Annotated in this window: 21 protein-coding genes; 15 read left to right on the forward strand and 6 right to left on the reverse strand. The window is 57.9% G+C overall.

The window, feature by feature from the left end; translation table 11 throughout:
* Positions 1-121 precede the first annotated feature (121 nt).
* Positions 122-697, reverse strand: a complete 576-nt coding sequence (locus QNM96_RS07715) for an HVO_2922 family protein (protein WP_283835494.1) — start codon at positions 695-697, stop codon at positions 122-124.
* A 216-nt stretch (positions 698-913) separates the two neighbouring features.
* Between QNM96_RS07715 and QNM96_RS07720 the strand changes: the two genes are divergently transcribed.
* The 5 genes from QNM96_RS07720 (at position 914) to QNM96_RS07740 (ending at position 4,374) form a co-directional block, all read left to right on the forward strand.
* Entirely contained in the window at positions 914-2,089 is a 1,176-nt protein-coding gene (locus QNM96_RS07720; protein ID WP_283835495.1) for an ATP-binding protein, read from the forward strand.
* Between the two features lie 60 nt (positions 2,090-2,149).
* On the forward strand, positions 2,150-2,488 hold the full coding sequence (locus QNM96_RS07725) for a DsrE family protein (RefSeq protein WP_283835497.1): 339 nt from the start codon (positions 2,150-2,152) through the stop codon (positions 2,486-2,488).
* 228 nt (positions 2,489-2,716) lie between these two features.
* Entirely contained in the window at positions 2,717-3,484 is a 768-nt protein-coding gene (locus QNM96_RS07730; RefSeq protein ID WP_283835498.1) for an AzlC family ABC transporter permease, read from the forward strand.
* A 5-nt stretch (positions 3,485-3,489) separates the two neighbouring features.
* Positions 3,490-3,816, forward strand: a complete 327-nt coding sequence (locus QNM96_RS07735; RefSeq protein WP_283835499.1) for an AzlD domain-containing protein — start codon at positions 3,490-3,492, stop codon at positions 3,814-3,816.
* Between the two features lie 108 nt (positions 3,817-3,924).
* On the forward strand, positions 3,925-4,374 hold the full coding sequence (locus QNM96_RS07740) for a CBS domain-containing protein (protein ID WP_283835500.1): 450 nt from the start codon (positions 3,925-3,927) through the stop codon (positions 4,372-4,374).
* A 110-nt stretch (positions 4,375-4,484) separates the two neighbouring features.
* Here QNM96_RS07740 and QNM96_RS07745 read toward each other — a convergent pair whose 3' ends face one another.
* Positions 4,485-6,920 carry a hypothetical protein gene (locus QNM96_RS07745; RefSeq protein ID WP_283835501.1) on the reverse strand — a complete coding sequence of 812 codons (2,436 nt, stop codon included), beginning with the start codon at positions 6,918-6,920 and terminating at the stop codon, positions 4,485-4,487.
* Positions 6,921-7,323: 403 nt separating this feature from the next.
* On the opposite strand from QNM96_RS07745, the gene QNM96_RS07750 reads away from it, so the two are divergent.
* Entirely contained in the window at positions 7,324-7,941 is a 618-nt protein-coding gene (locus QNM96_RS07750; protein ID WP_283835502.1) for a DUF2391 family protein, read from the forward strand.
* Between the two features lie 77 nt (positions 7,942-8,018).
* Here the strand turns inward: QNM96_RS07750 and QNM96_RS07755 are convergent, their stop codons facing one another.
* From QNM96_RS07755 to QNM96_RS07765, 3 genes are all read right to left on the reverse strand, one after another.
* Positions 8,019-8,390 (reverse strand): hypothetical protein, encoded by a 372-nt coding sequence (locus tag QNM96_RS07755; protein ID WP_283835503.1) that lies wholly within the window; start codon positions 8,388-8,390, stop codon positions 8,019-8,021.
* Between the two features lie 211 nt (positions 8,391-8,601).
* Positions 8,602-9,105, reverse strand: coding sequence for a hypothetical protein (locus tag QNM96_RS07760; protein ID WP_283835505.1), 504 nt, complete (start codon positions 9,103-9,105; stop codon positions 8,602-8,604).
* Between the two features lie 287 nt (positions 9,106-9,392).
* A complete protein-coding gene (locus QNM96_RS07765) occupies positions 9,393-10,163 on the reverse strand; it encodes an ABC transporter permease (protein WP_283835506.1) in 771 nt (256 codons plus the stop codon).
* Positions 10,164-10,510: 347 nt separating this feature from the next.
* Between QNM96_RS07765 and QNM96_RS07770 the strand changes: the two genes are divergently transcribed.
* Entirely contained in the window at positions 10,511-10,750 is a 240-nt protein-coding gene (locus QNM96_RS07770) for a hypothetical protein (protein ID WP_283835507.1), read from the forward strand.
* A 115-nt stretch (positions 10,751-10,865) separates the two neighbouring features.
* On the opposite strand, the gene QNM96_RS07775 is transcribed toward QNM96_RS07770, so the two are convergent.
* Positions 10,866-11,414: a VanZ family protein gene (locus QNM96_RS07775; protein ID WP_283835508.1), complete on the reverse strand. Its 549-nt coding sequence runs from the start codon at positions 11,412-11,414 to the stop codon at positions 10,866-10,868.
* A 364-nt stretch (positions 11,415-11,778) separates the two neighbouring features.
* Between QNM96_RS07775 and QNM96_RS07780 the strand changes: the two genes are divergently transcribed.
* The 8 genes from QNM96_RS07780 to QNM96_RS07815 all read left to right on the forward strand — a co-directional run bounded on the left by QNM96_RS07780 (position 11,779) and on the right by QNM96_RS07815 (position 22,108).
* Positions 11,779-13,593: an ABC transporter ATP-binding protein gene (locus QNM96_RS07780; RefSeq protein ID WP_283835509.1), complete on the forward strand. Its 1,815-nt coding sequence runs from the start codon at positions 11,779-11,781 to the stop codon at positions 13,591-13,593.
* Positions 13,594-13,873: 280 nt separating this feature from the next.
* Entirely contained in the window at positions 13,874-15,322 is a 1,449-nt protein-coding gene (locus QNM96_RS07785) for a sugar transferase (RefSeq protein WP_283835510.1), read from the forward strand.
* A gap of 138 nt (positions 15,323-15,460) precedes the next feature.
* Complete coding sequence (locus QNM96_RS07790; protein WP_283835511.1) at positions 15,461-15,967, forward strand: glycosyltransferase; 507 nt, start codon at positions 15,461-15,463, stop codon at positions 15,965-15,967.
* 169 nt (positions 15,968-16,136) lie between these two features.
* On the forward strand, positions 16,137-17,180 hold the full coding sequence (locus QNM96_RS07795; RefSeq protein ID WP_283835512.1) for a glycosyltransferase family 4 protein: 1,044 nt from the start codon (positions 16,137-16,139) through the stop codon (positions 17,178-17,180).
* 134 nt (positions 17,181-17,314) lie between these two features.
* Positions 17,315-18,583 (forward strand): hypothetical protein, encoded by a 1,269-nt coding sequence (locus QNM96_RS07800; protein WP_283835513.1) that lies wholly within the window; start codon positions 17,315-17,317, stop codon positions 18,581-18,583.
* 328 nt (positions 18,584-18,911) lie between these two features.
* Complete coding sequence (locus tag QNM96_RS07805; protein ID WP_283835515.1) at positions 18,912-19,859, forward strand: glycosyltransferase; 948 nt, start codon at positions 18,912-18,914, stop codon at positions 19,857-19,859.
* Positions 19,860-20,081: 222 nt separating this feature from the next.
* Entirely contained in the window at positions 20,082-21,245 is a 1,164-nt protein-coding gene (locus tag QNM96_RS07810) for a glycosyltransferase (protein WP_283835516.1), read from the forward strand.
* 2 nt (positions 21,246-21,247) lie between these two features.
* On the forward strand, positions 21,248-22,108 hold the full coding sequence (locus QNM96_RS07815) for a hypothetical protein (protein WP_283835517.1): 861 nt from the start codon (positions 21,248-21,250) through the stop codon (positions 22,106-22,108).
* The last annotated feature ends 726 nt before the right edge of the window (positions 22,109-22,834 follow it).

A 22,834-nucleotide genomic window follows, 5' to 3' on the forward strand; every position in this document is an offset into this window, starting at 1 on the left:
GCTACGCGGGCCGTCGTCTCGGTAATTTCGCCCGAAAAGGAGCTACCCAATCCCACTCTCGCAGATACATGACGAATCAGGGTACTGTCGAACGAGCGAATGCGGATTCGGTGAACGCCGATCAGTTGGAGGGCGAGTTGGACTGCTCGGTCACCTCGGCATTGGGGGCGTTCCGAAGTACGCTTCGAATGCCCTTTTTGGCATTTTGCTTGGTCGTATACCCTTCCCCACTGGTCGCGATGATGTTTCCGTTTCGATGAACCAGCCGCCAGCGCCACTCGCCTGCACGGTCCTCAAACAACTGGAACGTTCCCAGACTCTCGCTAGCCTGCCGTGTCTGTTCATCGTCGGAGACGGTCCCAGCCTCTCGATTCGCCGTTTCTTCCGATTCGGAATCTCGTTCCCGTTCATCCGCCGAAGGGGTATCGGTACGATCCTCGAGGTTGTGTGGCTCTCGCCACTCGATTTCGATTTCGATCTCGATTTCGTCCGCGGAATCGTCCTCGTGGTCGCCCGGTTCGCGTTCGATCTCGAACTCGAGTGAGTACGACTCGGCCGCGGCGAGGGATACCGATTGATCGCCGAGGCTCACCCGAAGCGTCTCACCGTCGTCGAATTCGTCGGCGATGGCGTGTAACATCGATGCAACGTCCGCTCGCGAACTGGTCGTTTCGAACGAAAGGAGTTCGTCGGCCATAGGGAGTGTTCTCCGAACCAGCCCAAATAGGCCAGTTGCGCCGCAGCCTGAACGTTCACGGTCGGTACGTGTTCTGCCCACGTCTCCGCACTATCCAACCGGAGCGGAGGGGGTTTCGGTGGGGCATGAAACCCGAATAGTCGCTCCCCGACAATAGTTGATATTTCATTTTTGGCTAGAAAAACCCCTATAATAGCACCCTTCCGAGTAGCGACAATGGGTTCTGGGACTTCCGTCATCTCGAAAGTCGGAGGTCGACGAACCATCATGGCCCTCGGCGTACTATACGTCGTCCTCGCGGTCGGATGGGGGCTCATCCAAACTATCGACGGCGGCCCCCTCCAGAACGTATTGCTCGTTTCTCTGTTTGTTGCTATCCCTGGGTTCGGCCTGTTCTGGGGTGGATATCGACTGCCACGGACTGATATCGATCCGGAATTCTACCTGGTGATCGGTCGATGGTGTCTCGGGACAATCGGGATCATGTTCGGAATTCTCGCGATCTACCACGTTCAACCCGCCGACAGCCTCAACAACCCGGATAGAAGTATCCTGATCCTCTCGGCACTCAGCAGCGTCGCCGGATTCAGCGTCGGCTCTCACGACGCACGAGCGAAAACGCGAGCGCGCGAGGTCGCCCGCCGAAATCAGGAGCTTCGGAAGACACGAACCCAGCTCTCCGAGTCGAACGAGCGACTCGAGCAGTTCGCCTACGCCGCGTCCCACGACCTCGAAGAGCCCCTCCGGATGATCACGAGCTACCTCCGACTGCTCGAGCGCCGATACGGCGACGACCTCGACGAGGACGGCGAGGAGTTCATCGAATACGCGGTCGACGGCGCGGAGCGAATGAAAGAGATGATTGACGCGTTGCTCGAGTATTCCCGCATCGAAACGCGAGGCGAGCCGCTGGAACCCGTCGATCTCGAGGAGGTGCTTGGTACCGTCCTGAAGAACCTCGAGCTTCGGATCGACGAACGCAATGCCACGGTCGAACTGGGGAAGCTCCCCCGCGTGATGGGTGATCGACGACAACTGCGACACGTGTTCCAGAACCTGCTGAGCAACGCCATCGAATACACTGATGACAAGCCGCCGCATGTTCGCGTCTCGGTCCAGCCGACGGGTTCGAAATGGCGGGTGTCCGTGAGCGACAACGGTATCGGGGTTCCGTCCGACAAGCACGAAGCGATTTTCGACGTCTTTCAGCGTCTTCACACCCACGAGGAACACGCCGGGACCGGAATCGGGCTCGCCCTCTGTAAACGGATCGTCGAGCGCCACGGCGGGGAGATCTGGGTCGACTCCGAATACAACGAGGGGGCCACGTTTTCGTTGACACTCCCCGCGGTCGCCGCCGATCAGGACGACTCTCGAGACGGAAGCGCCTGAACGGGAACGGCTGTCCCTGCAAGCACCAGCTACTCACCACAGATAGCCATCCGTCCGGACATGCAGACCGTCGTTCACCTCCTCTCTGGAGACGAAGCCGAACAGGAGACCGCGCTCGCAATCGCACGAAACCTTCTCGAGGACGAAACCGACAGTATCGACGACGTCGCGATCGTCGTCCAGTCCAAGGGAATCGCGACCGTCACGGCCGACGGGGATTCCGTCGAAGACGTGGAAGCGTTACTCGAGGACGGCGTTTCCGTCCGCGCCTGTTCGAACACGCTCGAAATGATGGATCTCGAGGAGTCGGATCTCCTCGAGGGCGTCGAAACCGTTCCCGAAGGGGCCGTCGAGGTGACCCGACTGCAAGAAGAAGGATACGGCTACCTTCGGCCGTAGCCGTTCGACACTCGGAGTCCAGTGGAATGGCCGGCCGAGTCGGCGACGCTCGAGAACCCGATCTTCGCGCGGCGACCTCGGGAGATACGGGCGGTTTGCTCGAGATATAGGAGTCCCAGACGTATTTTTGGAACCGTCTCGAGGGCGGAACTCCGGATAGTATCAACTATTTGTCTCGTGCGTTCCTCGAAACTTATCATTATAGTTGCTGACTCTCTTGCCTACGGTATGGAGCAAGGCGACTTCGTGTCAGGGGTGCGTGATGTTGCGCCCGCTCTGCCGCCAAATATCCCGTTCGGACTGCTGTTCGGCGCGACGGCCATCGAGGTCGGTATCGGGCCGGGACAGGCGACGGCCATGTCGCTGTTCGTCTTCGCCGGGGCCGCACAGATGGCCGCGGTCGATCTATTGCGGGCGGACGCGGCGTTGTCGGTCGTCCTGACGACTGTTCTGGTGCTCAACCTTCGGTACATGATGTACGGCGCGTCGCTCGCTCCGACGGTTCGCGAACTCCCCGCTCGCTGGCGAGCAACCATGGGATACGCGCTGTCGGATGTCAATTACGCCCTCGCTATCGCAAAGTTCAGCGACGACCCCGCCGATGACTCGAGCGCCAATCCTGCCGATGACGAAGCCGACGACCCCGCCGATGGCTCGGCCGGCGACCGCGCGACCGTCCATCAGGGGTGGTACTACCTCGGGCTGACGGTCCCGTTCGTTATCTCGTTCGTCGGTGCGACCGCTGTCGGTGCGGTAGCGGGAATGTCCATCGGCGACGGACTGAACATCGACTTCGCTATTCCGCTCATTTTTATCGCGTTGCTCGCACCGGCGCTCAAACGGCGCGGCCCCGTCCTCGTCGCGGTAACCTCCGGGATGGTGGCGGTGCCCGCCGCCGGGATTCCGTTCAACCTCGGGCTGTTCGTCGCCGCGGGAGCCGGCATCGCCGCTGGAACGCTATTCGACCGACTACGTACCGGACCGGGTGGGGCGTAACTCCGATGGCGAACGTAGACTCGACCATCATTTGGATCGCCATTGTCGGCATCGCCATCGGAACGTACGTCCTTCGAAGCGTGTTTTTGCTCGGCATCCAACGGTTGGGGGACATCCCACCCGCGATCAGTACCGTACTGCCGTTCGTTCCGATCGCCGTCTTCGCCGCGTTGATCACCCCCGATCTGGCCTACCTCGATGGACTTCTGGTCCTCTCGCCGAGAAACGAGCAGCTGATGGCCGGGCTGGTTGCGTTCGTCGTTGCCTGGTACACGGAAAACATGCTCCTGACCGTCGGCGTCGGAATGGCCATCCTCTGGTTCCTCCAGTGAATATAACGGATGCGGACTCGGTTCTCGAAATTAGTTTGGACGAGGGAAGTCGTCGAAATTCGCGAAACGGCCCTGTCGATTAAGCGACTTCGCTTTGAACAACACCACATGTGCGCTCGAGTCACCGACGTGATGACCGAGGACGTCATCACCTGCGGGGCCGACACGTCCCTCGAGGCGGTTGCAGAACGGATGCTCCGGAACGGGATCGGAAGCGTCGTCATCACGACTGACGGAAACTCCTACGGTATCGTCACGGAGACGGACATCGTCCTCGCGACGTACAAAACGGGTAAGCCGCTCGCGGAGATCCCGACGCGAGCAGTCGCGAGCCATCCGGTCGTGACCGTCGAACCGACGCAGACGCTTCGTCTCGCCACAAAGCGAATGCGAGACGAGGAGATCAAGAAACTCGTCGTGGTTTCGGGCCTCGAAATCGAGGGAATCCTCACGACGCAGGATTTGATCGACCACTACGGAGAGTTGACGAAAGACATCCAACAGATCAGACAGCGAAGCCAGCCCCGACGCGAGAAATGGCCACGAGAGGACTTCTAATAGGGTCGTTCGCAACTATTTTCAGCCAGTCTGAGCAGAGAACGAGGTTCGGGGGATGAAACCGGCGATAGAGTATCTACGCTGGGAGAGAATTACGAACGACCCAATAATTACTGCTCGAGGATGTGGATGCCGTCCGGCTCGAGGCGAACCCCGACGCCGTTTGGTTTCTCCTGGAAGACTTCCGCGTGAGAGTCGATATCGTCGACGCCCGCGCCGACCTCGAACCCGCCGTTATCGGGAAGGCAATTGAACTCGCGCTGTTCCCCGTCGGCGAGGTTGACATCCTCGAGGAACACGACCTCGTCCGAGTCCCGTACCCGGAGCCGGACCGTCGCATCGCGCGAGAGTCCGTTCTCGATCACGACCGTGTCGCCCCCGCCGATGACCTTCTGTGCGCGACGATGTGCTCTGGCCGTCAGCGCGGCGGCGCGCGCCTGAAACGCCTCCGGATCGTCCTGATATTTGAGGAGAAGACCAAGGACTGCAAGTAGTCCGATCACGAGCAGTCCGAACTGTACCGGCGAGATCCGATCGAGCAGCGACTGATCGGGTTGATTTTCGATCGTCGCCGTCCGTTCCGCGGCTGTGGAGGCGTTCAGCGACTCGTTGTTGGTCGTAATTCCGTAGGTGTACTCGCCGCTTTCTTCCGGCGAGTCAACCGCGGCTGTGACCAATTCTGTCTGTTCGGGCTCGAGTGTCAGTTCTTCTTCGGCCGCCGTCTCACCGTCAAACACGAACTGGACGGTTTGCGTATCCGATAGCTCTCCCGTGTTCGTCACGTTCCCGGCGATAGAGAGCTCCGAATCGGGGTCATCAGCGCCGCGTAACTCGACGTCGGCGGCCTCGAAGACCGATCTGTTCGTCGTCACCGTCTCGGAGACGGTGCTCGTATTCGCGGTGAGTTCGACGCCCGACGACGCGTCGGCGGTCAACTGAAACTCAAACGAGTGCTCGACGGTTTCGGAGGCGTTGAGCAGGAACTCCTCGCTCTGGGTGGCATCCGATTCGACGGTATTCGAATCCTCGACTCCGACGGTGAGGTTCTGGAACTCGGGTACTTCGCCATCGTTTTCGACGCTCACCGTCGTCGACAGCGGCTCGCTCGAGGAGAACGTCTCGTCGAGGTCGCTGAACTCGAGGGTCACGTTTCGGTCGAACTCCGTGACGTTGGAGCCGCCAGGCGTCTCGAGCGAGACGTTCTCTATGGGGAGTTTGCTCTCGGTGAGATCGTACGTGAACGTTTCCTCGTGCGGCGATTCGTCGATAGTCACGTCGCGTTCTTCGACGACGGTTCCGTTGACGAGGAACTCCGTCGGGATGTCCATTTCGCCGTTCGGTATATCATCGTCATATTCGAACTCACCGGTTATCTTGAGTTCTTCACTGAGGTTTCCGATTTCAATTTCTGGAACTTCGACTCCCATATTGTTTTCGTGGTCGTCGGCATCAAGAACGGTCGCTTCGGTCTCCGCGGATTCGCCTATCTCCGGAATTTCGACTGCGACATCGATCTCCGGAACGTCGCTAGAACTCGTTTCGTAGGAAATCTCCCCTTCCGTCGTATCGCCGGGGTCGATCTCGAGGTCGTCCGTTTCGACGGTTTCGTTCTCGACGATGAACTCGACGGTCATATCGTCCACCGGAACGTCTCCGATGCGTTCAATTTCGACGCCGATATCCAGTTCCTCACCCGCAATGGCCGTGGTGGTGCCGATTTCGTTGATGACGACTTCGGCTTCGGCGATATCGATATCTCGAGTGTCGTCTACTCCATCGATCTCGAGTTCCACCTCAGTAATCGAGCTATCACCTTCCTCCGTTTCAATGACGAACGGTTCGTTGATATAGTTGCCAGGGTTTACGTTCACGACCTGGCTGTCAGACTCGTCCCCCCAAGAGAGAGTTCGGTCGCCGACGTAGTTGCTATAGCCGTGATTGGTGATCGTCGTGTCAACGATGAGATCCTCCCCTTCAGCGGGTTCGTTAACGTTGGTGATTTCGGGCTCGAGAACGGCTTCGTCGTGATTATCGTAAATGATCGGATCACCTTCGCCGCGGGTGACAATGGGTGCGGATTGGTCATCGTCAGTCCGTACTGTTCCGTCTTCGGGGTCGATTTCGATGCCGATCGAGCTATCCACTACCTGCAAGTCCGGCGAAGCGTCTTCATTACGTTCGATATGGCTACCATCCTTGTCGTCGTGTTCCTCACCAACTTCGACTGGCTCGCTGCCCAGTTGGAGAACTGGGTTATCGTCGTCCCACGTAGAGAGCACGAGGTAGTCGTCATTATGCGTGATAAAAGCCTGCTCAGGGGTGTTATTCGTTGCCTGCCCACTTACGACAGTGTTGTTCTCGAATTGAACGACGGCGAAGTCATCCTGCGGGTCTGATGCGCTCGCGAGCGTAGCCGTCGTTTCGTCCGTCGGCCCGTCGAATGCCTCTCCGGACCCCTCAAGCGAGGACTCATCGTCGCTATCTGCAGCCCCCATCCCGATGCCAGTCCCGGCACCAAGCACCGCCCCGACCACCACGAGACTCACGATCAATCCAACGAGAGCGTGTTCCGCAAACTGGGACGCACGACGCAACCGAATAGAACGGGACCAGACGTTCGTGGGCATAGTGGTGACTCTGGAGAGGGTGGCTTGCAGGGTGGATGGCGGATTCGCATTCATCGAAACGACACCGATACTATGGTTCGACCTATTTCGATGGCTTATTGAAATACTCTCTGGGCGATTATTATAATATATCTTCACTGTGTTCGCTTATTAGATATGTGCGGGATTTGGAATATATTGCTGTCGTTGCGCTCGAGCGATCTACTGCTCGAACGCTGTTTTAGATGGCTGCCGTTTCGGCTGTGACAGCCCCTCGCTTACCCGAGGGAGGCCACGATGCAGTTCAAGCACCTATTTCCCCGGGCTTTCGAAACACCACCGTATGTCACAGGAGGGATTGAGCGAGACCGAGCTACCGAACGAGTACGAAATCGGCGACGTTCTGGACCAACTCGAGGAACTCGAGGAGTCCGTCTCCAGCCCGGCCGAGCGACGGGACGTTCGGTCGGTCAAACGCATGCTCGAGGGAGTTCCCGGTTCGGAACGGATCAAGAAGTACACGACTCGAGACGTGGCTGAAGGATTCGTCGGCGGGATAATCTTCTCGCTCCCGCTGCTCGTCGAGGACGGCGTCTTCGAAATCGCCGAGTGGTTCGTGTCGACGGCGGTCGGACCGGTCCCCGTCTTCTTGCTGGTGAATATCCTCTGTACCGTCCTGCTGGTCGCCGGGTTGTTACACTACACGGACATCCGACAGGTCAAACCCAGACTACTGTTCGGAGTGCTTCCAAAGCGATTGACCGGCATCCTGCTGATTTCGTTCGCCGTCGCGCTGGGTTCGATGTTCCTCTGGGGGCGACTCCACGCCGAGGACCCGACACGGCTCGAGGCGTTCGCTCGGGTCGCCGTCATCTGGACGGCTGCTGCGGTCGGGGCCACGCTCGGCGATATCCTGCCCGGGGAAAGCCGCGGGGACGATCTCATCGAACAGCGCTCGTGAGGGAGCAACGAATCCGTTTGCGTAGATAGTTGCCCCCTTTCGTAGGTGGTTGTACCCGCTCATCTTCGAGACCAGAGTCAGTTATAGTCGCGCTCGAGTTCCCTCGAATCGGCGTCCATGATATCCTCGAGTTCCGATTCGAACTCCTCGTCGGATAACGCGTCGTCGGTGTAGGCCGCTTTGGCGTCGTCGACGGAGTCGAAAGTGCTGGTTGCAGTCGACTTCGAGGTGGTCGATTCTCGAGTGCGGCGAGGGTGTTCGTCATCGCCGCCGGCCGTCCAGCCGGACCAGATTTCGTACGCGCCGTAGGCCATCGCGAGGAGAATCGCCATCGTCAGCCCCCACGTCAGCATCCAGGTGAGCCGACGGAGGACCTGTCCGGCGATCAGGGCCACGAGAAGGAAGCCGAAAACGACGACCGCGAGCTTCACCGCCCGGAGGTTGACCATAGCAGAATGTGTCGAACCAATCCTATAGAACGTTTGGATGCGTAATTGTTGAATTTAAGCCAGCGTACCGCTTGAGGGGCGAGTCGAAAGCTCGACCGGTACGCCTGCGCTCTTTGCAGTCGTTCGTCTCATTCGGATCCTTCCCACGCGCTTTGTGTCTCGTTCCGCGTAGCCCTTCCAAGCGTGATGAAGATCGACCGGGAAGAACGGGCTACATCTCTTTCTCGCGGACGATCCGCTCCGTCTGTTGATCCGATTCGATTACGGTCGTGATGGTGACCCGACCATCGTTCTCCCGAACAGCGAGGAGATCGCTGAAACCGAGGTCGACGCGTTCCGTCCGGGTAATCGAAGCCCCGGCTTCGAACTGATCGATGGTTTCGTCGGTCTCCCACAGGAGAGCGCCATCGGCGGAGAGTTGTACGGTCACACGGACGCCAGTCGCGTCCGTGTTTCCCGTGTGGGTGACGGTCGTAGTCGCTTCGCCGCAGGTGGTGCCACACCGGCTCAATTCGTAGGGGGCCAACTCGAAGCTCACGTCCGATTCCGCGGTGTCGTCGTCGCGCTCAGCCGCAATGTTAGGATCACCTCGAGAGAGGTCCGAGGGGGGATTACTGGGCTCGATTACCTGCTCATCGTTCCTGTCGACGTTGCTCCCTGTGAGGGCTGTGAGACCCGTGCCTGTGATCACGCCGATGGCCGTTCGTCGATGCATGTGAGTCACCTGTTCTACCGGTGGTTCGCGCGCTCGATGCGAGACGCCGTCGAGTCCTATTCGTCTGGGTTCGGGTATCCTGCTGTTCTCCGACGAGAGCATGCGCCATATTACTTGGGCTATCTTTCATCAGCCCTAACTACCATAGGCGTACTTCGTCGCCTGAACGGAGGATGCTCCGAATAGTGGCCGACAAGCGGCTCTGTTGAAATCCAATTCAGCAGGCATAGTGACAAACAGAAACAGACTGATATTAAAGAGAGTATCTCGGTCAGGAACGGGATTCCTTAGAAGATTCCAATAATGAACGCCAGTCCCATGCCCACTAGTACCGTCGCTGTCAGCAACGGCAGGTATGGCGTATATCGTTCAACTGTTTCCTGGTGGCGTTCATAGCCAGCGATCAGGAAGAGCGTCGGAATGAGGATTGCAATGATAACTACTAACGAGTAAACGAGCATCAGCTCCAAGCAGTAGACCGTCCCCGCACAGATCGCCAGAATTTGAATCGGTTCTTCGTGGGCAAATCCCAAAAGGAGAGCAGTCGCCCCGAGGGCCATCAATCCCCGTTCAGCGTCTTCTTCGCTCAAATGACGGTGCCCTCCGCTGAACAGTCGCTCCCGAATCCGAGTCACCGTCCCAGGCTGGGAGGGTTCTCCCGAATGGCTGTGGTCGGGCGAATGGGTGTGATCATGATCGTGAGTGTGAGCATGGGCGTGGTCGCGGTGAGACTCGTCGGGGGTGTGATCGTGTGCCGCCCCGTGTCCGCCATTCCGATATTCGTGAATACCCAGTAGAATAAGCATGGTCCCCGCGAGATACCCCATCCACGGGCCTTCAGCGAATTCACCGAAGCGACTGAACCAAAAGTATGCCAGTACCAGAACGACGCTACTAATCAGATGCCCAACCCCGAGAATGAGCGCTGCTGCTGTCCCATAGAGCCACGTCCGCGACCGATTCAACCCGTAGGTCGCAGCAATCGGCCACCCGTGATCCGGGAGCACACCGTGAATAAACCCTATCGCAACGACACCTGCAATGAGACCGACATCCATACAGTACTCTCGGTAGAGACGGCACAAATATGCTGTTAGCACCGAGAGGAGGGGATCGTAATACCAGTCAGCGTGAGAAAACCACAACCCCATTCGTTCTCACCGCTAGTTCCAGTGTAGACAGATGCATACCAGTTTCAATATTCCAGATGATCTCTCGTAGAATTTGATCAGGCGTGACAGGCTGAAGGAACCCAACCGAAGTGAAACTGGATCGATTTGAAACTGATTCGAGCCCAAAGCGAGTGTTCTCTTTCTTTGCAATTCGACGCTAAAATGCTCAGATCGTCGGAGAAAGCAATTTTCCGGAGGATTTGTTTATCGTATCTCGGCGCGTTTTATCGTGTATGGACAGCATGGTACTGCGCTACGACGTCCTCTTGCTCGTTCAGGTTCTCGGAGCCGTGATCCTGGTCGGCAGTCTGTTCTACGGCGGACTCTCCGTCATAACGGTATTCGGTGGAGCACTCGTCCTCGTCGCGATCGCCGGACTCGCACTCGCGGCGGTGTTCGATCAGGAAGAGTCCGTCGAGCTATCGACTCGAGACGGCGACCAGTCGGTCCTAGAGCGTGATACCAAGCGGTGAGTTGGCGGCGGTGAGTCGACGGCGGCGAGTTACTGAACCCGGAACAGCGCGCTGATTCTGTTAATGGGGCAGATCCAATAAAACACGCCTCGAGCAACGGTGCGGCAGTTCTCCATCAGGCAAGTTGGCGACTCTCTCGACGGAACTCCGCGAGCGGGACAAATGTCACCCGACGCTCGAGGCCGTACCAGCTCAGCGCGGCCGTCGCTCCGAGCGCGTTGATTACCACGTCCGCGAGCGAGGCGACGCGGTCGGGCTGGAACAGTTGGCCGACTTCCATAGCGATCCCGTAGCCAGTCGCGAGGACGAAGGCGATGGCAACCATGCGGGCCATCGACCCCCCGCGACCGACGAGCGCGTACACGAGACAGAGCGCGAGCGTTGCGTAGGCGACGGCATGGCGGGCCGCGCCTCGAGAGATCCACTCCGACGAGACGGAAAAGCCGCTCGCTGTCGCGGCCCTGGTACCGGCTGTGGGTCCCCCTTCGAGCGGCTGGCCAGCGGTGGTCATCGTCTCGAACGGTATATGTTCGAGGGACGCCATCTCGAGTGCCAGACTGGCCGGCGGCGCAGTCACGAGCGACCAGTACCAGATCAACCCGGCGACGACACCAGCTGGAAGCCAGCGGATCGGTTCGGGGAGGAGCGGAACGCGCAGTGACACGGTAGCGCCGCGTTCGCTCGAGCGAGGTTTAGTTACGAGTTCGTTGGCAGAAACCTGACTGTCTCGGCCGCGTGGTAGTTCGTCCGTAGAAGTCGGTAGTCGGGCGTTTCGATACAGTCGCGGTGGTCCAATTCATCCCGTGAGCAGTCGTCGCGATCTCGATCCGATCTCGCTCGACGGGGAGAACCGATTCCTATTGATGTCTCTCTCGAAGTGGTATCCAAATCGCCAATCGACAGTGTTACGCTTCAGGATGGGGCTCCTCCTGAGTTTCAGAATTCTAAAAATACGACCGGATTTTTATACTCCGCTACGGGAGTAAACAGTACCCCGTCCCGCGAGTTCGCCCGGGTTGCTCTCTTCAATGTCAGAAACTGATACCCCTCCCGTAGATCTCACCTGGCGCGAGAAAGGTCAGGCGTTGTATCGAGTGGCGACGTTCCAGCCAGTGTTTGCAACTGGCATCGTCGTTCTCGCCGTAATTGCAGCCTTGCTCGAGGGGATCGGTCTCAGCTTTCTCATGCCGATCGTCGAGATCGCACAGGCCGAAACGCCGGCCGAGGATGCGGATGGGATCCTCGGGGCGTTCCTCGGTTTCTACGAGTTCCTCGGCGTTCCGTTCTCGCTGGGCTATCTCGTTGCAGGTGTCGCGGTGGTGATGTCCGTCAGGTACACAACATCGTTTGTAGTGGGCTGGCTTCAGGCGGCGATCGAGACGAAATACGTCCGACACCTGCAGGAGGTATCCTTCGACCACGCGCTCGATGCGGAAATCGCGTACTTCGACGAGGAGGGATCCGATGACATCCTCAACGCGATCGTCACACAGGCTGAGTACGCAGGAAGAGTCATTCGATACGCGATCAACGTCCTCGAACAGGGCCTACTGGCAGCGATGTACCTCACGATCGCGATGATCCTCTCTCCCGCGCTGACTGTTCTGACGGTGGTGTTGCTCGGCGGCGTTACGTTGCTGTTCCGCACCGTCCTCGACACCGGGTATTCGTTGGGTGACAAGGTGGCCGATGCGAAAGAGGGGATCCAGTCGAACGCCCAGGCCGGGACGCAGGGAGTGCGCGAAGTGAAGCTGTTCGGCATGGTCGACGAGCTTCGAGCCGGGTTTTCAAACGCCGCAGAGCAATTCGAGACGAACCGAATCAAGCTCCAACGAAACAGCGAGGCGATCACCAATTTTTACCAACTGACGACCGCGATTACCGTCTTCGTCTTGATCTATCTCGCGCTGACTTTTTCGTCGATGAATCTCAGCCAACTCGGCGTCTTCCTCTTTGCGATGTTCCAGCTCGGACCGAAGGTGAGTAACCTAAACAAGTACGTATACCGGGTTGAAAGCGAACTACCGCACCTGGTGCGAACGCAAAATTTCATCGACGAACTCGAGCGGAATAGCGAACCGGATACGGACGCGGAGCCGGTGCCGAGCCCGATCGAGCGAACCGAGTTCGATGACGTCCGATTTCGTTACGGTTCCGAGGACGAACTTGTCCTCCGAGAAGTCTCGTTCGGGTTCGACCAGGGCGAGTTCGTCGCGTTCGTCGGGCCATCGGGTGCCGGCAAGTCAACGGTTGCCTCGCTGCTCGGTCGACTGTACGAGCCCGACAGCGGGGAGATCACCGCGAACGGCATCTCGATCGACGAGTTCGATATCCGCGAGTGGCGTTCTCGAGTAACGGTCGTCAGGCAAGATCCGCACGTGTTCAACGACACGCTTCGGCGAAACGTGACTGTCGGCAATCGAGACGCCTCGTGGGAGGCGATTCGTTCGGCCTGCGAGATCGCACAGGTGACCGAATTCCTCGATGATCTTCCGGACGGATACGACACGGTGCTCGGTGACCAGGGGGTGAAACTGTCCGGCGGTCAACGACAACGAGTCGCCATTGCTCGAGCGCTGCTCAAAGACGCAGACTTACTGATCTTGGATGAGGCGACCAGCGATCTGGATACGTCCCTGGAGAAGACCGTCCACGAGGGCATCGAACGGATGGATCGGGAGTACGCGATGCTCGTGATCGCCCACCGGCTCTCGACGGTAACGAACGCCGACCGGATCTACGCCATGGAAGACGGGACAATTCGCGAATCAGGATCCCATGAGGAACTGCTTTCGAACGCTGGTACCTACGCCTCGCTCTATTCGGTACAGGTCGGCAGATAATCCACTGCTATCGACGAGAGCGTTTCCTTCGGTCGAGTGAATCTAACGGTCCGTAATTGGGACCACCGGTCCGTTCGGGAGCACTACTACACGAGTGACTTGGCAAGGATTCCAAACACGGCTACGTCACGCGGTTCGTAGAATAACTGTAGGACGATATTTCTCCCCGTAACTGCGCTGTATTCCTCGAGGGGGACGAGTAGTATCACGTAAATATCAACTTTCGACGATCACACGATACGGGGTATTATTATCCGTTTTTATCCAGTATCCAAGGTGAATGCTGACCGGGTGGCACTATCGAGTGACGAGCGCCGTTGGTGTGATTCTCCTCTCGAGCACCGCTGTCCTCCTCGCTAACCACTCATTTGCACAGCACCTCTTTGCGACGTACGTTCCGGTGTTTAATCGATTAGACGTGGTGACGCTGACCGGAGGGTCGCTGGTGTGGGCCGTTCTGTTTTGCTCTGCTGTCATGTTCTGCTGTCTTATTCCGCTGTACAAACCTCGACCACGCCGAGCCCTCGAAACAATTTTTCTCACCCACAAACGCGTGATAACTGGTGGACTGGTGATGGCGACGTTCGGGTTTTTCAACTGGTCTCACAGGTTGCCTCGAGCGACGCTCGTGATGACCGTCGGGTTGCTAACGTTATTGCTGCCGATCTGGTTCGTTCGGACGCGTAACCGCCCGAACGGGCATCCGGGTCGAACGCTCGTGGTCGGTGACGACCCAGACCAGATCAAACAAATCACACCGCAACTCGATACCCCGGTGCTCGGGTATCTCTGTCCGACTAACGTCCTCGCATCGCGGCTGACCGATAGTGGGGAACGCGAACGGCTAGCGATGGCCTCCGATGGTGGCGTGCGAGGGGTTGACAATTCCGCCGGCGAGTCCGGTACGCTGGACGATCTTCGTCATATCGGCGGCCTCTCGAGAACTGAGGACGTATTGGTCGACTACGACATCGATACGGTCATACTGGCGTTTCACCAGCCCGATCGGGCGGAGTTCTTCGGGGCGCTTGACACCTGTTTCGAGCATGGGGTCGATGCGAAAGTTCACCGCGAATACGTCGACAGCGTGTTGGTTTCGGACGGCGACATCGGCGAGTTAGTGGACGTGGACCTCGAGCCGTGGGATCCGCAGGATTACCTGTTCAAACGGATCTTCGACGTGACGTTCGCTGTCGTCGGAATCGTCCTCTTCGCCCCGCTGATGGCGATCATCGCACTCGCGGTCGCGCTGGACAGTCGCGGACCGGTGTTGTACACGCAAGATCGGACGGCTGGCTTCGGCGAGACGTTCACGGTGACGAAGTTTCGGACGATGGAACTGGCCGGGGAAGCCGTGACACCTTCTGCGGACGGAGAGAACGATCGAATCACTCGAATCGGACGGGTTCTCCGGAAGACGCACCTGGACGAACTGCCACAGCTGGTGGCGATTTTATTGGGGCGAATGAGCGTCGTCGGGCCGAGGGCGACCTGGACCGACGAGGAAAAAGTTCTCGAGCAGCAGACGGCTTCCTGGCGCAAACGCTGGTTCGTCAAACCCGGATTGACGGGATTGGCACAAATAAACGACGCGAAGAGCACGGAGCCGGACAAGAAGCTCCGCTACGACCTCGAGTACATTCGCCGCCAGTCGTTCAGATTCGATCTGCAGATAGTTATCCGACAGGTATGGAAAGTCTTCGTCGATACGCTGCAGACGATTCGATAGGCCGTGCCCGTCGACGGCGCTCGAACCCGCAGTAACAGACGTTTACGGAGACCCGTAACGGTCTCCGGGAACACGGACAGATCGTCTGATAGCTGTTTCGGACTGAATAACATAATACCGACTCGGGAATACCTACTCATGCGGATTTTGCGCGTGGCGCAGAAGAGTTATCCCGACGCGAACGGTGGCGGTCCCTACCACGCCCACGCGATGAGTCGAGACCAGGCGAAGATGGGTCACGACGTAACCGTGGTGACGGCTCGGACGGATCCCGAGCGACAAGCCGCCGAGTTGGGTATCGACGACGACGTGAATTTTCTCGGTCACGTGCCGTACGACGAGATGCAGGCGGTGTACCGGAGCGGCAAGGTTCTGGTGTTACCGAGTCGGTCCGAGGGGGTTCCACGATCGGTCCTCGCGGCGATCGCATCGGGTGTCCCGGCCGTGTGCTCTCGGCTCACCCAGCTTCGTGAACTCCTGGAGGGGCGAGAAGCGTTAGTCGGCACGGAATCCGGATCAGCTTTCGCGGAGAGTCTCGAGGAGTGGATCGCGTTCGATCGGCCCGTCGAACCGGTGGACGAACGGTACGCGTGGGACAGCACGGTCGATCAAGCGACTGATCACCTGAAGGTGATCGCTCACTAACGCGACCATGAACTACTCTTCCCTACTCGCTCGGTTTCGGTCGCACTGGTTCGGTTCTGGGTCACAAAACCGCACGTCTGCTCGTACTCAACGGGTCGGCGAAGGCGACAGCACGACGCCGTCGACCCTCCCATCGCGGTCGCGAGATGAAACGAATAAAACGTCGTTGGTGTATATAATCAACGCCCTTCACACGGGCGGTGCAGAGGTCGGCATGTGCCGGTTGCTCAACGGGCTAAGCGAAGACAAATACGAAATAACGGTTGTGACTCTCATCGGGTACGAGGAGGCGTTCGTCCGGCAACGGATCCCCGAGGCGACGATACTCGATTGTAAACAGATCCGGAGTCTGGACGATATTTCGCGGCTGGTATCGACCATCGCTAACGCGAACGTTATCATCGGGTCGCTCTATCATTCCGTGCTCGTCGCTCGACTCGCCGGAATCGTCAACCGGCAGGCGACGGTCGCTACCTGGCAGCACAACGAACGGTTCAAGACGCCGTTGCGAAAACGAATCGTCGGGACGACGAGTCTCTTGAGCGACGTGGCACTCGCAGACTCCGAACCCGTCGCGGAGATGCTTTGCGAAGAGTTGGACCTCCCCTCTGAAACCGTTAAAACGCTCCCGATCGCCGGCATCTCGTTGAGCGAGTTCCAGGCCAGAACTCACCACAACAGCGATGACATAGTCGTCGGGAGCGTCGGCGTCCTCTCCGGGCAAAAGAATTACGCTACCTTGCTCACCGTCGCCGACGAACTCGCTGGCGAGGATATCACGTTCCAAATCGCCGGTGACGGTCCGAAGCGGAGCGAACTCGAGCGTCAAATAGAATCACTGGGTATCGATAATGTCGAACTGCTCGGTCGAGTCGATGATCTGCCCGAGTTCCTTCAGTCGATCGACGTTTACGTCCAACCTTCTCACTACGAGGGGCTCTGTATAACCGTCGTCGAAGCGATGGCCGCAGGCCTTCCGGTCGTTGCGAGCGCGGTCGGGGGAATCAACTACACCGTAACTGAGCGCAAGAACGGGTTCCTGCACGACCCAACCGATATCGCGGGCTTTTGCGACTCAATTCGAGAACTGGCCGAAGACCCCTCGAAGCGGGAACGGTTTGGCAAACGAGGCCGAAACATCGTCGAAAACCGCTATACGCAGGACGTGTTCGTCGAACGGTTCGAACGAGCGATCCACGAGGGAGTCGTATGAATTTGGTATCGGCCGCGGCGATAACTCACCCTTTCGACCGATTGTCGATTGACCATGCGAACTTTTGATAGTGATTGGGGTTTCGTCACGCGCCAGCGACGCCCGGAGTTACACCGACGCGGCATGGAACCGTGATGTTGCTCGCATCGATAGTAACAGCGTTTCTGTTACTGGTCGTGGTGGTGGTGGTCTACGACGATCCGCTGTACAGACGAGTTGCACCAATTGCCTTTTTCGTGCATCTGGGTATCGGTCTACTGATCGTTCCGCTCGTTTCCTACCAATGGGATATCATCGACTTTCATTCGACGGCGGTCGATCTCCTCGAGGGAACTCCCACTGACGCCTCCGAAAAAGTCGTCGCGTTCTCGACGTTTCAGGCGTTCTTGTACCTCCTCTTCGAACCGTCCGTCGAGATTTTGATCGTATTCAACAGTCTCCTCGCGGTACTCGTCGCAATTCCGGCGTCCTCCCTCACAAACCACCTCTATCCGTCGGTAAACGGGACGAACGCCGTAACCATCTTCGTCCTGTTCTTGCCGTTGCCCGCCTTCTTTACCTCCGTTCCCATGCGAGACGCTTTCGTATTAGTACTGACATTCACCGCGCTCGCTCTCGTCGTTCGATGCGTTCTCGAGACGTCGATCCGCTCGGCCACACTGGCGGTCCCGTTGGTCGGGTTGATTTACCTGGTTCGGACTGAAATCGCGTTACTTCTCGTCCTTGCGGCGCTCGGAGGCGTCGGGACTCGACTGCTGGCCCGGACTGTGGACCGTCGGTTCGATTGGAGGGACGCATCCGTGGCACTTCTGTGTGCTACTCTGGGATCCGTCCTGTTCGGTCGGTACTTCCCGCTCGAAACGCTGAACGACCAGCGCGAAATTCGAAGCGGGGGAAACGCGGTGTATCTCGAGGGTCTCGCGTACGATTCGTGGCTCGACGTCGCGCTTTCGATTCCGATAACGTCGATCCACTTCCAATTTGCACCGTTCCCGTTACACGTCGACTCACCGATCCACTTCGCCGCCGGCGCGTACAACGTGATCGTGATGGTGTTGTTCGTGAGCGCTGTTCGTTCGCTTCATCGGCGAGAGACAAAGACGGTCGTCACGTCGATTCTCGTCTTCACGTATGTCGGTGGGATCGTCGGCTACGGACTCTTTAGCAGCAATTTCGGGACGACGACGAGACATCGTGTCCTGTTCGATTTTCTCCTTGTCATCGTTGCCGCACCCGTTCTCACGCGGTGGTATCGCTCACTCCTCGAGCGGATCGGTGATCGGCCACATGAGCAAAACGACGAGCACGAACAGAACAACGAAGCTGGCGAACTGAACGCTCGCCTCGAGATCGGATCGCAACACCCAGACGACGCTCACCACGGTGAACGAAAAGACGAATAACTGGACCGACACGCCGGGACGTACCCACATTTTGTGGGCTTCAACGGCCCCTCGTAAGTAGACTTCGCCAGGTTGGATTGCTTTCACCCGGCTGGACCCGCCCAGATCACGGCAAACAGATGCGACAGATGGCGTACAACGAGTCGATTTCGGCCCATCGATCGATTTGTGACCGTTTGATCGGGAGTACTTGCGGCATATTTCGAACCGCGATATAAGTGCGAGTTACTCAGCGAACCCCGGGATAGAAAGCAGAGAACGGTAATCCCGTCCGAAAGACGAGAAATGATTCCCATAACAAAGGGAGTGTACAATCGTAGTCGACTCGATGAGCAAAGCGGAACTGGTCACCGTCGTCGTTCCGACGTACGATCGACCGAAACTGCTCCGCCGAGCTGTACAGACCGTCGCCGAGCAGACGTACGATCGAATCGAACTCGTAATCGTCGACGACTGTTCACCGGTTCCCGCTTCCGACGTGCTCTCCGAATTCGACCCGTCGCTCGAGGCAGTCACAATCGTCCGTCACGATGCGAATCGGGGTGCGAACGTGGCGCGCAATACCGGACTTCACAAAGCACGTGGCGAGTACGTCGCGTTCCTCGACGATGATGACTGCTGGGACGAACGAAAAATCGAGAAGCAGGCAAACGCCTTCGGAAGAGCACCGGAATCCGTCGGCGTCGTCTACACGGGCGTCGAACACGTCGACGAAAACATGCAGACGAACGCCGTCCTCACTCCACAAGTCGAGGGAGCGGTGACGAAACGATTGTTGTACGGGAACTTCCTCGAGACGTTTTCGGTCGCGATGATCGAGCGTGAACTCTGTGAACGCGTCGGTGGGCTGGACGAGCGATTTCCGAGCTGGCAGGACTGGGAATTTTTCCTCCGGCTGTCGTTGTGGTGTCGTTTTCTCGCCGTTCCCGAACCGCTCGTCGTTCGTCACAACCGACCGAACGGACAGCTCAGTCACGATTACGACCGAAAAACCGAGGTGACGGCCCCGCTATTTCGAGAGGTGGTTCGACCGATCGCAGCGGAGCTCGACGACATCGACTGGACGACGGTAGACGCCTCCCTCGAGTACCACCTCGGCCGGGCCGCGATGCGAAATGGTCGGTACAGCGCTGCCCGACGCCATTTCGGGCGAGCGATCCGTCAGCACCCGCTCGAAGTACCGTACTACGTCTACCTGGTAGCCGCCTTTGGGGGAAAGCGAACCCATCGGCCGATTCAGCGGATAAAACGGCGACTGGTACGGTACGGTCAATAATCAGTACCGGTGGATCCCCGCTTTATCACTGCACTAAAATCATATTATCTGGTAGATTCGTACTACCACAGCTCGAAGTGCGGTGTGAAATATGCGCTCTCTCCCCACATGAGTTCGGTTCTGGCAGCTTGAACAACCGAGTGAGATTTTTTCCGTCATTCAGACAGATCCAGCGCTGTTACCACCCACTACTTAATTACCTCCACATGGAACGACCGGACCATGTCCAGAACAGTCGGCCACTTTGTCGGATCTTACCTCCCCCTGACGGAGACATTCATCTATCAGTATCTGTCGAATTACGAACGATACGAACCGTTCGTTTGTGGGAAGGATGCCCGGAATCTGGATCTGTTTCCGTTCGAACCGCGGTACCTCTTCTTCGAGTTGCCCCAGTGGAGTCCCCGGTTTTGGCTGTACGGTGGCCTTGCAAAACTCAACCTCCGCGGACTCACCCAGACGTACTATCGACACGTGGCCAAAAAAACCGACCCCGATATCATCCACGCGAACTTCGGCCCGAATGCGGTGGGACTCCTCCAGCACCGATCACCGGAACGCCCTCTGGTTACAACCTTCCACGGCTACGACATTTCTGAACTGGTCCATCGGAACGACTCGATGAGACGCCAGTACGAGCGCCTCTTCGAGACGGGCGATCTCTTTCTCGTCGAGGGGCCATCCATGCGCGAGAAACTGCTCTCGTTGGGGTGTCCGAAGGAAAAAATCGGTCTCCAGCGCATCGCGATCGATACGGACCGAATCACTCCCGACTATCCCGAGCCAAACGGCGAGTGGCGAATTCTCACCGCCGGGAGATTCACCGAGAAGAAGGGAATTCCCGACGGTATCGAAGCGTTCGCCGACGCGTTCGCTCGAGAGTCGGGTGCCGAACTTCGGATCGTCGGCGGGGAATCCGATGATGCGGAAACGAACTCGGGTGAATGTACGCAAGCGGAACTCGAGGAAATCGCGAGCCGGAGAGGAGTTCGCGATCAGGTCACGTTCACCGGCTTTCTCGAGTACGAGGAGTATCTCGCGGAGATTCAACACTGCGATCTGGTGTTGGCTCCCAGTAAACGGGCAGAATCCGGCGACTCCGAGGGTGGAGCGCCGACCGTCCTGTTGGAAGCACAGGCCAGCGGCAAGCCCGTCGTGTCCACGACTCACGCTGATATTCCCTACATCGTCGAAGACGGCGCTGCTGGGCGACTCGTGACACCGGGTGCCGTCGACGAACTCGCCGACGCCCTCCAGTGGTGTCGAGCCAACGAGGACGAACTCGAGGAGATGGGGCGTGTCGGTCGCGATAACGTGGCTCGCGATCACGATATCCAGAAGTTGATCGACCAGCTCGAACGCCGATACGACGAACTGTTAGCGTAGAGATGCTCGGCACTATCGACAGAGCGTACGAAAAATTACAGAACGACGGATCGATCCCGCTACTACACTCAGTCGCGAACCATCTGCAGGATGCTGGACGGATGTACGCCCGCGACACGTATCAACGGGTACGGTTTAGAGCCCGCTACGGATCGGCTGCACCCGAACCGTATCGCTTGATTCACGTCGATCCGGCTACCGTCGAACACATACTATCCCCGAGGTTTTATTCGAATATCGGGACGTACGGGACGTACGTGCTGGGCGGGGACTGGGATATCGCTCGAGTCGACGACTATCTGCCGTTCTACGAGGACGTCGAAGCTGTATACGGTCACCGAGCTGTTTTCAGACTCGAGAACTACGAACTTTACCACCTCCTGGTCGAACGGTTCGAGAACCGCACGCCGTGGGAGGAGACCGAATTCTACGCCAGATACGCATCATTGGCTGAGGAAGAGCGCTGGGACTCACAACGATACGGTCCGGAGAACATCCACGAGCGGTTCCAGTACCTCGATGACCTGTACGAACGCATGAGCGACGGAGGCTACCGCACTCAAAGGGAGTTAGTGAGCCACCCAACGGGTCTCAAACCGCCAGAGGTCGACGAAGTGATACTTTGCATCGGAAGGGACGGGACGCTTATCCAGGGCGGCGCAGGTCAACATCGGCTAATGCTGTCGAAAATTTTAGATATCCCTCGAATACCCGTTCGGGTGTTCGTCAGGCACGAAAAATGGCAACGTCTACGCAAGAAGGTCGCTGATCACGACGCGAGTGAGAGAAGCGCCGAAATCGAGCGCTATTCCTCGCACCCCGACGTCCGTCACCTGAATGGGTCCTGTAGCGATGGTCGGTAGGTGTATAGTGGGCCGGTATTAGCTTGTTGGCGGGTTGTATCGGATCGTTAGTGGATCGTTTAGAGAGAATAGCTTTCAACGAAGAGGTACCACACCCTCGATATGGCGCTCCGATTGGTGGCGAGGGCGAGGAAGATTCTCAGAGAGGAGGGTCCAATTCCGTTGATACGTTCCTCGAGTCGATACACGATGTCCCGAATCACCAGAGAGATTCTCAGGGCCAAATACGCGATGCGGTACAAAGCGCTAGCGCCCACGCCGACCGAAACAGTGTCTATCGATCCGAAACGAATCGATTACAGTCTCGGATCGAGACACGTTCCCAAGGGATCACCACAGTTCGGTGTCTTGTCGGGTGATTGGGACCTTCAAAAAACGCACTGGCGGGAAGGGAATTCGAGTTGGGAAGAATTGAGAGAACGGTTCGAAGCCGGAAAAGCGTGGGAAGAGACGGAATATTACCGAACTGCCGTCCGGAAGTTACGATCGGGACAGTCCCTCGGACGACTAGACGGACCACAAACTGTCGACAACTTCCGTACCTATCTCGAGGAGTTAGACGCCTTATATGAAAACGTCGCGGCTAACGGGTACGACGATTCTTCAGTTATCACCGTGAGTATAGGGAGAAGGGGGGAGTGGATGGTGAACCACGGAAATCACCGACGAACGGTCGCGCGACTCTTAGATGTCGAATCAGTCCCCGTCCGAATACGGTATCGACAT

Origin of the sequence: Halostagnicola sp. A-GB9-2, from assembly GCF_030068615.1 — an archaeon.
In the GTDB taxonomy this organism is placed as follows: Archaea; Halobacteriota; Halobacteria; order Halobacteriales; family Natrialbaceae; genus Halostagnicola.